Consider the following 11,967-nt stretch of genomic DNA (forward strand, 5'->3'; position numbering starts at 1 on the left):
GTTCCCCGCGCCCCCTGAAGGGGCGCTCCACTCGCGCCGACCGCCTGGGAGCCCCCTCTCAGCCCTGCACGCCCCGCAGCGCCATGGACACGGCCGCGTCGGTGATCACCGTCGGGTCTTCGGCCGCGCCCAGTTCGATGCGCCGTACCGCCGCGTCCACAACCCCCTGCACCAGCATCGCCGCCAGCCGGGGCTGCGCATGGCCCAACTCCCCCAGCGCCTCCACGATCATCGCGACCAGCCCGCCGTGTGCGGCCCGGATCTTCTCCCGCGCGCCCGCGTCCAGCTCGCTCGCCGAGATCGCGACCACCGCCCGGTGCCGCCGGTCCCCGACCAGCGCCAGCTGCTGCCGGACATACGCCTCGACCTTGCCCTCGGGGGAAGCCGCGCGCTCCATCGCCGCCTCGACCTCCGCCGCCCACACGGGGAAGTCGACCGCGCACAGCTCCTCGACCACCGCGGCCCGGGAGCGGAAGTACTCGTACACGGACGAGCGTGCGAGTCCCGTCCGCTCGGCGAGCGCGGGGAACGTCAGCGCCTCCGTCCCGCCCTCGGACAGGAGGGACCGCGCCGCGTCCAGCAGGGCGGCTCGCTGCATCGACCGGTGCTCGGCCACGGAGGCCGCTCGAATCCTTGGCACGTCAACCACTCTACGGACGCGCCGCGCCGGACGGGAGACAGCACCACCGGGACACGGGTCACTCCCCGGCGGCCATGCCCCGGAATCTCCGGACCCGCGGCCGGAAGCCGCCGCTCAGCGACCGAAACTCGCCAGCTTCGCCCGCAGCTGCAACACGGACTTCGTGTGGATCTGGCTGACCCGGCTCTCGGTGACCCCGAGCACGTTGCCGATCTCGGCGAGTGTGAGCCCTTCGTAGTAGTAGAGGGTCACCACGGTCTTCTCCCGCTCCGGCAGCGTGTTGATGGCCCGCGCCAGGAACCGTCGCAGCTCCCGGTCCTCGGCCACCTCCACGGGGTTGTCCGCGGCGGTGTCCTCCAGCGTGTCCATCAGGCTCAGCCGGTCCCCGCCCTCGCCCCCGACGTGCAGCAGCTCCTCCAGCGCCACCACGTTGGCCAGCGACAACTGGCTGAAGACGGCATGGAGTTCGTCGACCTCGATGCCGAGCTCGGCGGCCACCTCGACTTCCGAGGGCGTCCTGCGCAGCCGGGCCTCCAGTGTGGCGTACGCCCGCTCGACGTTGCGCGCCTTCTGCCGTACGGACCGGGGGATCCAGTCCAGCGCCCGCAGCTCGTCGATCATCGCGCCCCGGATCCGGGTGATCGCGTACGTCTCGAACTTGATCTCCCGGTCGACGTCGAACTTCTCGATCGCGTCGATGAGCCCGAACACCCCGGAGGAGACGAAGTCGGCCTGCTCCACATTGGGCGGCAGACCGACGCTCACCCGTCCCGCCACGTACTTCACCAGCGGCGAGTAGTGCAGGATCAGCTGTTCCCGCAGCCGCTCGTCCCCCGTCGCCTTGTACGACCGCCACAGCTCGTCGAGCGTCGAGGGAGCGGGCGGCCGCACGCTGCCACCGTCGCGGGCGGCTGAGGGGATCGCCGCCCGGTCGGACCCGGAGGTGTGCTGGGGCATTCGTCGCCTTGTGCCGTTCTGCCGTGAAGTGCCAGGAAGTGCTGTGATGTGCCGTGAAGGGGGGTGAGTGGGGGTGAAGGGTGCGGGTTGGTCGCGGTGTCGGTCCGGTGCCGGTTGGCGCGGTCTGCGTCAGGGCTTTCGTGAGCGTAGCGTGACTGAGGAGTCGCGGTGTGCGAACACCGGGGCTCCACCCCTGCGTGAACCCCCTGTACGGCGCGTCCGGCCGCGCCCGGCACGTCGCTCTGCGTGATCGGCCGGAGGTGTCAACTCCGGGAATTCCCAAGGGCGTCGGGGGTTCCCCCGGACGGCCGAACACGCTCGGTCAGCGCCGACTCCGACCCCCTTGGACCGAGATCATCGCCTGGCGTGTCAACTTCCAGCCGTCGCCGTGTCGTTCGACGTAACCAAGTGCTCGGAGTTCGTACAGCCTCGCGACAGCCTCGTCCTCGGACGTCTGAGCGCCCCGTGCCACCTCTTCGGGTGACGCCGTCCGGTTCCCGGGCAGGGCGGCCAGGATCCGCCGGGCGGCGGGTTCCAGCAGGTCACGCGGGAGGACGGGACCGCGTCTGGCCGGTGCCAGTTCGCCCATGTCGCCCACGAGTTCGACGACCTCCGCGGCGTCCGTGACGAGGACGGCCTCTCCTCTCAGTAATTCGTGCACTCCGGCCGAGAGGCCGCTGGTGGCCGGGCCGGGCACGCCCATGGTGAACCGGCCGAGCCGCTGTGCCGCCCGTGCGGTGACCAGCGAGCCGCTGCGGTGGGCGGCCTCCACGACGACGGTTCCCCTGGTCAGGGCCGCGATCACCCGGTTGCGGAGCACGAATCTGCTCTGCGTCGGATGCTCACCGGGCGGCAACTCCCCCACCACCAGACCCTGTTCCGCGATCCTGCCGATCAACTCGGTGTGCCCCCGCGGGTAGGGCCGGTCGACCCCGCAGGCCAGCACCGCGACGGTGGCGCCGCCGGCACCGAGGGCGCCGCGGTGGGCGGCCCCGTCCACGCCATAGGCACCGCCGGACACCACCACCCAGCCGCGCTCGGCGAGTCCCGCGGCGAGGGTGGCCGCCATGTGCGCCCCGTACTCGGTACAGGCCCGCGCGCCGACGACCGCGACGGCCCGCAGCGCCCACATCCGCAGACTGGGCCGCCCCCGCACCCACAGCCCGAGGGGGCGGGCGTCCCCGAGATCGTCGAGCTGGGTGGGCCACTCGGTGTCACCGGGGGCGACGAAACGTGCTCCGGCCTGCTGGGCGAAGGTGAGGTCCGCGCGGGGATCGGCCTGCTCCGCCCGGGCGAGCAGCCCCGCCCACCGCTTCCCGCTGATGCCCGGCAGGGCTTCGCCGGCCCTTCTGAGCCGGTGGACCACCTCGTGCACGCCCCGCTCCCGGATCCACCGTCCGGCCACCTCGTCACCGGGCTCGATGACCCGGGCGAGGAAGACCCGGGCCAGCAGGGTGAGGTCATCGGTCATGTCAGCGCCCCGATGACCATCGGCACGCCACGCGGGACTCCGGTACGCAACTGCAGCGCCAGAGCCACGTCCGTCGCGTCCGGGCGGTCGTGGCCGACGAGGTCGGCGACCGTCCAGGCGACGCGCAGGACGCGGTCGAGACCGCGGGCGGTCAGCACGCCCCGCTCCAGGTTGCGCTCGGCCTCGTCCATGGCTCCCGGCACGGCATGCCAGCGGCTGCGCAGCTCTCGGCCGGGCACCTCGCTGTTGGTCCGCCAGGGGGTGCCGGCGAGGCGCAGGGCCGCCCGCTCCCGGGCCGCGCGCACACGGTCGGCGACCACCGCCGTGGACTCGCCGCGGATGCCCCGCTCGGTGAGCTGGGCCCGGGTGACCCGGTCCACCTGTACGCGCAGGTCGACCCGGTCGAGCAGCGGGCCGGAGAGCCGGGCCTGGTACCGGCGGACGGCCGAGGGCGGACACTCGCAGAAGTCGTCGGCGAGGGAGAACCGCCCGCAAGGGCACGGGTTCGCCGCGAGCACCATCAGGAACTTCGCCGGGAACCGCACCACGCCCGCGCTGCGCGCGATCACGACATGGCCCGCCTCCAGTGGCTGCCGTAGCGCGTCCAGCGTCTGGGTGGTGAATTCCGGGGTCTCATCCAGGAAGAGAACACCCCGGTGAGAGAGCGAAACCGCTCCGGGACGGGCGATTCCGGGCCCACCGCCGACCAGGGCCTGCATGGTGGCCGAGTGGTGCGGGGCGCAGTAGGGGGCGACGTCGACCAGGGGTTTGCCCGGTGGCAGCAGTCCCGCCACCGAGTGCACCGCAGTGACTTCGAGCGACTCCTCCCGGGTCAGCCGGGGCAGCACGGCCGGGAGCCGCTCCGCGAGCATGGTCTTGCCCGCACCCGGCGGCCCCTCCAGGAAGAGGTGGTGGCCGCCCGCCGCCGCCACCTCGACGGCTGTCCGGGCCGAGAGCTGGCCCACGACGTCGGCCAGGTCGTGGCCGTGGTCCTGCTGTGCGGCTCCCGCACTGTGCATCCCGGTCGCCGCGCCCGAGCCCGGCACCCGCAGGCCGGCGAGCAGCGGATCGGGGCGCCCCGGCTCGTCAGGCTCCTCGTCGGGCACCGGCTCGTCCGCGAGGATCGCGATCAGCTGCCGGAGGCTGCGCACACCCAGCACGGAGACATCGGGGACCAGCGCGGCCTCGGTGGCGGCGCACTCCGGCACGACGACCTGCTCGTAACCGGCGTCGGCCGCCGCCAGCACCGCCGGCAGGGTGCCCCGTACCGGACGCACCCGCCCGTCCAGACCCAGCTCCCCGATCATCACGATGTCGGACAGCACCCTCGGGTCGATCCGCTCGGCGGCCCCGAGCACGGCGCACGCGATGGCGAGGTCGAAACCCGAGCCCGCCTTCGGCACCGATGCCGGGCTCAGCCCGACCGTGAGTTTCTTCGAGGGCCAGGCCGCCCCCGAGTTCACCACCGCCGCCCGTACCCGGTCCTTGCTCTCCGTCAGGCTCTTGTCCGGCAGCCCCACCAGCGTGAACGCCGCCACTCCCGGTTCCAGGTCGGCCTGGACCTCGACCACCACGCCCTCGACGCCCACCAGCGCCACCGAGCACGTCCGCGCGAACCCCATCTCACGCCACCCCCCGGGCGTGCTCGACCACGGGCGCCCCGCGCTGCGGCAGGAGCACGCCGATCACGTCGATGCGGACGCCGCCCGGCGGTGCTCCTCCGTGTGCGTGGATCCAGTGTTCGGCGAGGCCGCGCAGCCGCTCCGCCTTCTCGGGGGTCACCCCGGCCATGGGGTGTTCGAAGAGCCCCGCCCGCCGGGTCTTGACCTCGCAGACCACCAGGACGTCCCCGTCCCGCGCCACGATGTCGATCTCGCCCGACCTGCCGCAGCGCCAGTTGCGCTCCACGACCGTCAGACCGGCCTCCGTCAGCCGCCGCGCGGCCAGCGTCTCGCCGTACTTGCCGAGTGCACTGCGTGCCCGATTCGTGTTCATGTCGGCACCACCTCCGGCGCCAACCATCACGCATCCCCGACCCAGAAGTAGATCTTGGTGGGTTACTCAGCGGTTGTGGACAACTCCGTCACTCACACGAGTGATCCCGAGCCGCCCTCGAAGCTGATGCCAAGCCGCCCTCGAAGCCTCGCTCAGCCGCCCGGAAGCTCCAGATCGCTCTTGTTCAGCTCCTCGATATTCACGTCCTTGAACGTAAGCACGCGAACCTGTTTCACGAAGCGGGCCGGGCGATACATGTCCCAGACCCAGGCATCCGCCATGGACACCTCGAAGAACACCTCACCCTGGACCGAGTGCACCTGCATCTCGTAGTCGTTGGTGAGGTAGAAGCGCCGCTCGGTCTCGATCACGTATTTGAACAGACCGACGACATCGCGGTACTCCCGGTAGAGCTTCAGCTCCATCTCGGTCTCGTACTTTTCGAGGTCCTCGGCGCTCATGGCATGTTCCCCTTCAGCCGTGCGATCCCACCATTGTGCGCCAGTCCCGCGCGCCCCTAGACGATTTCCGTGTCAAGGGTGACGGGCCTGACGGGGGGACCTTCGTCGAGCAGCCTACGGAACAGCTCGGCGAGTCTGGTCGGATACACCGTCTCATGTGCCCGGGTCAGTTCCCGGCACGTCCACCAACGCGCTCCCACGACACTGCGCCGCTCCAGCTCGGTCAGGGCTGTGGCCTCGGGTTTCACCTCAAACGTATGCGCCGTCCGGGCCAGGTAGTACCACTCGTCCTGGTCCCAGCGGCTGCCGGCGAACGGGAAGGAGCACATCCGCCGCCACAGCAGTGGGCCGAGTTCGACGTCCGTGATGCCTGTCTCCTCGGCGAGTTCCCGCAGCGCGGCCTGCTCACGGGTCTCGTCGCCCTCCAGTCCGCCGCCGGGCGTGAACCACCAGTCGTCGGCCGGGTCGTCCGGTTCATGGCCGTGCAGGAGCAGGATGCGGTCGTCGGGGTCCAGGAGGACCACCCGGGCCACCTTGCGCGGGGCGCGCGGGGTGCCCTCCGGCAGCGCCTCAGCGGGCACCGGCGGGCTCCGTACGGCCACGGGCACGGGAGCGGCCCAGCAGGCCGGCGATCGGGCCGTACGCGCCGCCGGCGAGGACCAGCACGGCACCGCCCACGATCATGAACTCGATGATCCGCAGCGGACCCGGCTGGGAGAGGGCGCCCAGCGTCTCGAATCCGGTCGGGCGCTTGAGCAGGCCCTTCATGGGCCAGACGACGGAGTCCACGCGGGCACGCACGGCGCTGCGGGCCACGGTGCCCTTCGCCGCGTCCGTGAGGTGGGCGGTGGAGTCCAGGGAGCCCTGGCGCTCGTCGCCGAGGAGGAAGAGCCGGCCCTTGGGGACGGTGACGGTCGGGAAGCCCTGGAGCTCGGCCAGGCTGCCCGCCGGCAGATACGGTTCGTCGATCTGCTTGCCGTTGACGGTCAGCTTGCCGTTCGTGCAGCAGGCGACGGTGTCGCCGCCGATCGCGACCACACGCTTGACGACGTCCGCGTTGGAGACCCAGCTCGTGTCATGGAAGACCACGACGTCTCCCCGGCGTACCTCGCTGCCGTCGATGCGCTGGCCGAGGACCCGGTCCCCGGCGTCGATCGTCGGTGTCATGGAACTGGTGGGCACGGTGTACGGCCGGTAGACCACCGCTGCCCAGGCGAACCCGCCGAGGAACAGGACGATGCCCAGCGCGACGGCGATCCCGGACAAGCGATTTCCGAGCGTGCTGCCGGTCTGCGCCGCGCCGGCGCTGGTGCCTCCGCTGCGCGGGGCCGTACGTATCGTGCTCTCGCCACCCATGAGGCCGCACCCTACCCGGCGGTACCGGGCAGGGGCAGCCCTTCTTCCCCGCCCCTGGTCACAAGCTCCCCAAGGGTTTCACACGGGTGGGTCAGCGCTTGCCCGCGGCCGCCGGCCGCTTCCCGGACTTCGACTCGATCCGGTCGCCCCGCCGCCGGCGCCACACCACGATGGGCAGGACGGCCGCGACGGCCACGCCCTCCGGGGCCACCGTCAGGGAGGCCGCGGCGGACGACTGCGTGTTGATGCCGCTCTGGTCGAAGGTGTCCGGGACCGGCAGGGTGCCCCAGCGGTTGATCGGCCAGGCCTTGACGATGGCGCGGCCGACGACGTCCTTGACCGGGACCATGCCGTGGTGGCTGTCGGACTGGTTGTAGCGCGAGTCGCGGGAGTTCTGGCGGTGGTCGCCCATCACCCAGATGTAGCCCTTGGGCACCTTCACCGTGAACTGGCCGCCCTGGTCGTCGACGCTGCACGGGGTGTTGCCCGGATACACATACGGCTCGTTCAGCGCATGGCCGTTGACCATGAGCGGGCCGCTGTTCTTGCAGGAGACGGTGTCGCCGCCGACGCCGATGACCCGCTTGATGAGGTCCTTCTCCTCGGCGGACGGCATCAGGCCGATCCAGCTGAGGAAGGTCTGGATCGCGTTCGGCTGGGCCGTGGGCTCGCCCGCCAGCCAGTCGTCCGGGTCGTGGAAGACGACGACCTCGCCACGGTCCGGCTTGGAGCCGAACCACGGGGTGAGCTTGTCGACCAGGACCCGGTCACCCTGCTGGAGGGTGTTCTGCATCGAGTCCGACGGAATCGAGAACGCCTGCACCAGAAACGTCTTGATCAGCAGCGCCAGCACCAGCGCGATACCGATCAGGATCGGCAGCTCCTTCCAGAAGGAGCGGGGCTTCTTCGGTGCGGGCGCAGCCGAGTCGCCCGCACCCCCGTCCGTGTTCCCGCCGCCACCGCCGGGGTACGGACCGTCCGCCGGACCGCCGTCCCCGGTCGGCCCACCGTCATTCCCTGAGGTGGAACCACCGTCGACGGGGGGGACATTCTCCACGGGGCGCCCGCTGTGCTCCTCGCCGTCGTGTCCCGACCGTGCGCCAACCGCCACATCCCCCACGCCAACTCCTTACTCCGTGCCGCCGCCCGCGCCATCCCCGGCGCAGACCCACCACTCCCATAACGAGCGGGAGTTCCGCAGGGCTCGGGAGTTGGATGTATCCGTTCGGATCGTCGGAGGCAACCCTATGCGACAGCCGGGGAGCCGCGGTCGACCCCGACACGGAGTTGGAAACGCTTGCGAAGGTTTTAGGTTCGTCCAGCGAGGCCCAGTGCCCGAACGGCCAGCCGATCCACTTGGCCCGGCCCACCACCAGGCTCACCGGGACCGTGCCGCCGTAGTCGGTGTCCTGGTGCGCCCTTGAGTCGGCCGAGTTGCCGCGATGATCGCCCATCACCCACAGCCGTCCCTGCGGGACGGTGATGTCGAACTCGGTGGCGGACGGCACGTTCCCCGGATAGAGGTAGTCGCCCTCGGTCAGCGGTACGCCGTTGACGGTGACCCGGCCCTGCGCGTCGCAGCACTTGACGTGGTCGCCGCCGACGCCGACGACCCGCTTGATGAGGTCCTTCTCGTTGGCGGAGGGCAGCAGACCGATGAAGGTGAGCCCTTCCTTGATCTGCTTGACGACGATCGGGTCGTTCGTCTTGGTGGTCTGTTCGTCGGCCAGCCAGCCGCCCGGGTCGTGGAAGACGACGACGTCACCGCGGTGCGGCTTGGAGCCGAACCACGGGGTGAACTTGTCGACCAGGACCCGGTCGCCGATCCGGATCGTCTGCTCCATCGAACCCGAGGGGATCACGAAGGCCTGGACGAGGAACGTCTTCAGCACCAGGGCTATCAGGACGGCCACGCCGACCAGCAGCGGTATCTCCCGCATCGCGCCGCGCCGGCGCTTGCGCTTGACCTTGCGCTGCAGCTTGCGCCGCTCCGCGCGGGACCGGCCGCTGGACGGGGCGGAGGAGCGCCGGACCCCGGTGGGCAGCAGATTGGCGGTGGCGTCCGTGGGCACGCCGCGCGGTTTGCCGCGGTTACCCATGAGTCCCTCCCGCCGCCGGCACGCGCGCGTAGGCGGCGGGACGGGTGAGGTGGGTCCAGTGGGCGTACGGCCAGACGATCCAGTCGGCCCGGCCGATCACGTCCTTGACGGGGATCATGCCGCCGCCGGGCGAGCCCAGATGGTCGCGGGAGTCGCTGGAGTCGCTGCGGTGGTCACCGAGGACGAAGAGCGTGCCGTCTGGAACCTCAACGTAAAAGGGCACGGTGGACGGGGTGTCCCCGGGATAGAGGAACGCGGTCTCGTCGACCGACCGGCCGTTCACTTCGATCCTCCCCTCCTTGTCGCAGCAGACCACACGGTCTCCTCCCACACCGACAACGCGTTTGATGTAGTCGGCGTCCCCGAAGTACCCGGTGCCGTCGAACACGACGACATCGCCCCGGCGCGGCTCGGCACCGAAACGGTACGCCAACTTATTTACGAGAACTCGGTCCCCGATCCTCAATCCCTGTTCCATGGATCCGCTGGGAATCTGGAATGGTTGCGCCACGAAAGCGTTGAGGACGAGCAAAAACGCCAGGCAGGCGAAGAGGGTCAGGGTGATCCAGCCGCCCGGCAGCCAGTCGGTGACCCGCGCCAGGAACGCAAAACGCGACCGGTCCTCCACGGCCTCTGGTTCGGGGCTGGAGGAGCGGTCGCGCTCCGTCGGCTGTGCTTCGGTGTCCATCGGGGCCAGATGTTATCCGGCCCCGGTAAGACACCTTCTTGGCGGCTCGCTCGCCCACGGCTCACGAGCGTCGTCGCGCGCGCTCAGTTGGCGCGCTTCTCCTTGATCTTCGCGGCCTTGCCGCGCAGCTCGCGCAGGTAGTAGAGCTTGGCGCGACGCACGTCACCACGGGTGACGAACTCGATCTTCTCGACGATCGGGGTGTGCACCGGGAAGGTGCGCTCGACGCCGACGGAGAAGGAGACCTTGCGGACCGTGAAGGTCTCGCGGACACCGCTGCCCTGGCGGCGGATCACAACGCCCTTGAACTGCTGCACACGGGAGCGGTTGCCCTCGATGACGCGGACGTGGACGTTGACGGTGTCACCCGGGCGGAAGTCCGGGACGTCGCTGCGCAGCGACGCGGAGTCGACGGTGTCGAGCAGGTGAGACATTTTCGTCTGCTTTCTTCGCTGATGCCACAGGTCATCAACGGGAACTAGATGTTCTTCGGAGGTGGGCCGTGCCGTCGGGGTGGGCGTCGTCTCCCCCTGTGGCAGGGGCGCACACCGGACGGTTCACAGCAACAGCCGCCTATTCTTCCATGCCGTGGGCCCGGCGCCAAAATCGGCCGTGGGGCTCCCCCTCCGGGTCCGGTTCCCAGCCCAGGATGGAGAGCATCTCGCGATCCTTCTTGTCGAACGCCTTGGGCTCGCAGCGCTCGATCAGGTCGGGCCGGTGCGCGGTCGTGCGCTTCAGGGCCTCGTCGCGGCGCCAGCGGGCGATCTTCCCGTGGTGGCCGCTGAGCAGCACCTCCGGGATGTCGCGCCCCCGCCACTCCGGTGGCTTGGTGTAGACGGGCCCTTCCAGGAGGTTGGCCATCGCGCCGGGCGCGAAGGAGTCGTCCCGGTGCGACTCGGCGTTGCCGAGGACCCCGGGCAGCAGCCTGGCCACGGCCTCGGTGACGACGAGTACGGCCGCCTCGCCGCCGGCGAGCACGTAGTCGCCGATGGACACCTCGTGGACCGGCATCCGGGTGGCGTACTCGTCGATGACCCGCCGGTCGATGCCTTCGTAGCGGGCCGGCGTGAAGATCAGCCACGGCCGCTCGGAGAGTTCGACCGCGAGTTCCTGGGTGAAGGGGCGGCCGCTGGGGGTGGGCACGATCAGGGCGGGGGCGTGCGCGCCGGTCTCGTAGCCGTCGGCGAGGACGGTGTCGAGGGCGTCACCCCAGGGCTCGGTCTTCATGACCATGCCGGGTCCGCCGCCGTACGGGGTGTCGTCGACCGTGTTGTGCCGGTCGTAGGTCCAGGTCCGCAGGTCGTGCACCCGCACGTCGAGCTGCCCACGCGCGCGTGCCTTGCCGACGAGCGAGACGTTCAGCGGTTCCAGGTACTCGGGGAAGATCGTGACGACGTCGAGGCGCATCTCTTACGACTCTTCCCGCGAGGAATCGATCTCGGCCCGGTCGTCGATCAGGCCCGGCGGCGGCGCGATGACGGCCCTCTGCTCTTCCAGGTCGATCTCGGTGACGATCTCCTCGACGAACGGGATCATCACCTCGCTGCCGTCGGGGCGCTCGACGATGAAGAGGTCCTGGGAGGGCAGGTGCGAGACCTCGGTGATCCGGCCGACCTCGGTGCCGTCCTCGGTGACCACGTCCAGGTCGATGAGCTGGTGGTCGTAGTACTCGTCCGGGTCCTCGGGCAGCTCGTCCGGGTCGATCTCGGCGATCAGGACGGTGTTGCGCAGGGCCTCGGCGCCGGTGCGGTCCTTGACGCCCTCGAAGCGCAGGAGCAGACGGCCGCTGTGCACGCGGCCCGTCTCGATGGTGAGCGGTCCCACGCCGGCGGGATCGGTGGCGAGTACGGCGCCGGGTGCGAGCCTGAGTTCCGGCTCGTCGGTACGTACCTCGACGGTGACCTCGCCCTTGATGCCGTGGGCGCGGCCGATCCGTGCGACTACCAGCTGCACTGTGCTTGCTCTCCTGTCCTGCGACTCATACGGCCAGCCATACGACTACGGGCCGGGGACGGCCCAGTGGCCCTCCCCGGCCCGAGCCGGTTGCGATGAAGCGTCAGCGGACTTGGTCCACGTCGACGAGGTCGACGCGGACGCCACGACCGCCGATGGCGCCCACGACGGTGCGCAGGGCACGGGCGGTACGGCCGTTGCGACCGATCACCTTGCCGAGGTCGTCGGGGTGCACCCGGACCTCCAGCACGCGCCCACGGCGCAGGTTGCGCGAGGCGACCTGCACATCGTCGGGGTTGTCGACGATGCCCTTCACGAGGTGCTCAAGCGCCTCTTCGAGCATGCTG

General features: G+C 70.5%; 15 protein-coding genes. All 15 read right to left on the reverse strand.

All coding sequences use genetic code 11. From position 1 onward, the window contains the following. Positions 1-58 precede the first annotated feature (58 nt). On the reverse strand, positions 59-616 hold the full coding sequence (locus ACGFZQ_RS18685; protein WP_393841509.1) for a TetR/AcrR family transcriptional regulator: 558 nt from the start codon (positions 614-616) through the stop codon (positions 59-61). A 138-nt stretch (positions 617-754) separates the two neighbouring features. Next, positions 755-1,597, reverse strand: a complete 843-nt coding sequence (whiG, locus tag ACGFZQ_RS18690; RefSeq protein ID WP_351739306.1) for an RNA polymerase sigma factor WhiG — start codon at positions 1,595-1,597, stop codon at positions 755-757. A gap of 322 nt (positions 1,598-1,919) precedes the next feature. Further along, positions 1,920-3,068 carry a DNA-processing protein DprA gene (gene dprA, locus ACGFZQ_RS18695; RefSeq protein WP_393841297.1) on the reverse strand — a complete coding sequence of 383 codons (1,149 nt, stop codon included), beginning with the start codon at positions 3,066-3,068 and terminating at the stop codon, positions 1,920-1,922. Next, complete coding sequence (locus ACGFZQ_RS18700) at positions 3,065-4,690, reverse strand: YifB family Mg chelatase-like AAA ATPase (RefSeq protein ID WP_393841298.1); 1,626 nt, start codon at positions 4,688-4,690, stop codon at positions 3,065-3,067. The genes dprA and ACGFZQ_RS18700 overlap by 4 nt, the downstream gene beginning before the upstream one ends. A gap of 1 nt (position 4,691) precedes the next feature. Next, positions 4,692-5,063: a YraN family protein gene (locus tag ACGFZQ_RS18705; RefSeq protein WP_351739314.1), complete on the reverse strand. Its 372-nt coding sequence runs from the start codon at positions 5,061-5,063 to the stop codon at positions 4,692-4,694. A 152-nt stretch (positions 5,064-5,215) separates the two neighbouring features. Then, the gene (locus tag ACGFZQ_RS18710) at positions 5,216-5,524 is read right to left on the reverse strand and encodes a DUF2469 domain-containing protein (RefSeq protein WP_003965949.1); all 309 of its coding nucleotides are present in this window, start codon (positions 5,522-5,524) and stop codon (positions 5,216-5,218) included. A gap of 56 nt (positions 5,525-5,580) precedes the next feature. Further along, entirely contained in the window at positions 5,581-6,105 is a 525-nt protein-coding gene (locus ACGFZQ_RS18715; RefSeq protein ID WP_351739316.1) for an NUDIX hydrolase, read from the reverse strand. After that, positions 6,095-6,880 (reverse strand): signal peptidase I, encoded by a 786-nt coding sequence (gene lepB, locus ACGFZQ_RS18720; RefSeq protein ID WP_393841299.1) that lies wholly within the window; start codon positions 6,878-6,880, stop codon positions 6,095-6,097. The genes ACGFZQ_RS18715 and lepB (ACGFZQ_RS18720) overlap by 11 nt, the downstream gene beginning before the upstream one ends. A 91-nt stretch (positions 6,881-6,971) precedes the next feature. Continuing rightward, complete coding sequence (gene lepB, locus ACGFZQ_RS18725) at positions 6,972-8,000, reverse strand: signal peptidase I (RefSeq protein WP_393841300.1); 1,029 nt, start codon at positions 7,998-8,000, stop codon at positions 6,972-6,974. Then, a complete protein-coding gene (gene lepB / locus ACGFZQ_RS18730) occupies positions 7,891-8,979 on the reverse strand; it encodes a signal peptidase I (protein WP_351739324.1) in 1,089 nt (362 codons plus the stop codon). The genes lepB (ACGFZQ_RS18725) and lepB (ACGFZQ_RS18730) overlap by 110 nt, the downstream gene beginning before the upstream one ends. Further along, positions 8,972-9,667, reverse strand: coding sequence for a signal peptidase I (gene lepB, locus ACGFZQ_RS18735; protein ID WP_393841301.1), 696 nt, complete (start codon positions 9,665-9,667; stop codon positions 8,972-8,974). Before lepB (ACGFZQ_RS18735) ends, lepB (ACGFZQ_RS18730) begins: the two co-directional genes overlap by 8 nt. Before the next feature lie 83 nt (positions 9,668-9,750). Beyond that, the gene (gene rplS, locus ACGFZQ_RS18740; RefSeq protein ID WP_351739329.1) at positions 9,751-10,101 is read right to left on the reverse strand and encodes a 50S ribosomal protein L19; all 351 of its coding nucleotides are present in this window, start codon (positions 10,099-10,101) and stop codon (positions 9,751-9,753) included. Between the two features lie 139 nt (positions 10,102-10,240). Then, positions 10,241-11,074, reverse strand: coding sequence for a tRNA (guanosine(37)-N1)-methyltransferase TrmD (gene trmD / locus ACGFZQ_RS18745; protein WP_393841302.1), 834 nt, complete (start codon positions 11,072-11,074; stop codon positions 10,241-10,243). Between the two features lie 3 nt (positions 11,075-11,077). Next, positions 11,078-11,620, reverse strand: a complete 543-nt coding sequence (rimM, locus tag ACGFZQ_RS18750) for a ribosome maturation factor RimM (RefSeq protein WP_393841303.1) — start codon at positions 11,618-11,620, stop codon at positions 11,078-11,080. A gap of 103 nt (positions 11,621-11,723) precedes the next feature. Then, on the reverse strand, positions 11,724-11,963 hold the full coding sequence (locus tag ACGFZQ_RS18755; protein WP_014176063.1) for an RNA-binding protein: 240 nt from the start codon (positions 11,961-11,963) through the stop codon (positions 11,724-11,726). Positions 11,964-11,967: the final 4 nt, after the last annotated feature.

The organism is Streptomyces sp. NPDC048254, from assembly GCF_043201895.1.
Classification (GTDB): Bacteria; Actinomycetota; Actinomycetes; order Streptomycetales; family Streptomycetaceae; genus Streptomyces.

Bases quoted from the DNA above. Each gene is read 5' to 3' on its own strand.
- rplS (WP_351739329.1), bottom strand. From the start codon at position 10,101: ATGTCTCACCTGCTCGACACCGTCGACTCCGCGTCGCTGCGCAGCGAC.
- whiG (WP_351739306.1), bottom strand. From the start codon at position 1,597: ATGCCCCAGCACACCTCCGGGTCCGACCGGGCGGCGATCCCCTCAGCC.
- dprA (WP_393841297.1), bottom strand. From the start codon at position 3,068: ATGACCGATGACCTCACCCTGCTGGCCCGGGTCTTCCTCGCCCGGGTC.
- lepB (WP_393841299.1), bottom strand. From the start codon at position 6,880: ATGGGTGGCGAGAGCACGATACGTACGGCCCCGCGCAGCGGAGGCACC.
- lepB (WP_393841301.1), bottom strand. From the start codon at position 9,667: ATGGACACCGAAGCACAGCCGACGGAGCGCGACCGCTCCTCCAGCCCC.
- ACGFZQ_RS18755 (WP_014176063.1), bottom strand. From the start codon at position 11,963: ATGCTCGAAGAGGCGCTTGAGCACCTCGTGAAGGGCATCGTCGACAAC.
- ACGFZQ_RS18700 (WP_393841298.1), bottom strand. From the start codon at position 4,690: ATGGGGTTCGCGCGGACGTGCTCGGTGGCGCTGGTGGGCGTCGAGGGC.
- trmD (WP_393841302.1), bottom strand. From the start codon at position 11,074: ATGCGCCTCGACGTCGTCACGATCTTCCCCGAGTACCTGGAACCGCTG.
- lepB (WP_351739324.1), bottom strand. From the start codon at position 8,979: ATGGGTAACCGCGGCAAACCGCGCGGCGTGCCCACGGACGCCACCGCC.
- ACGFZQ_RS18710 (WP_003965949.1), bottom strand. From the start codon at position 5,524: ATGAGCGCCGAGGACCTCGAAAAGTACGAGACCGAGATGGAGCTGAAG.
- ACGFZQ_RS18705 (WP_351739314.1), bottom strand. From the start codon at position 5,063: ATGAACACGAATCGGGCACGCAGTGCACTCGGCAAGTACGGCGAGACG.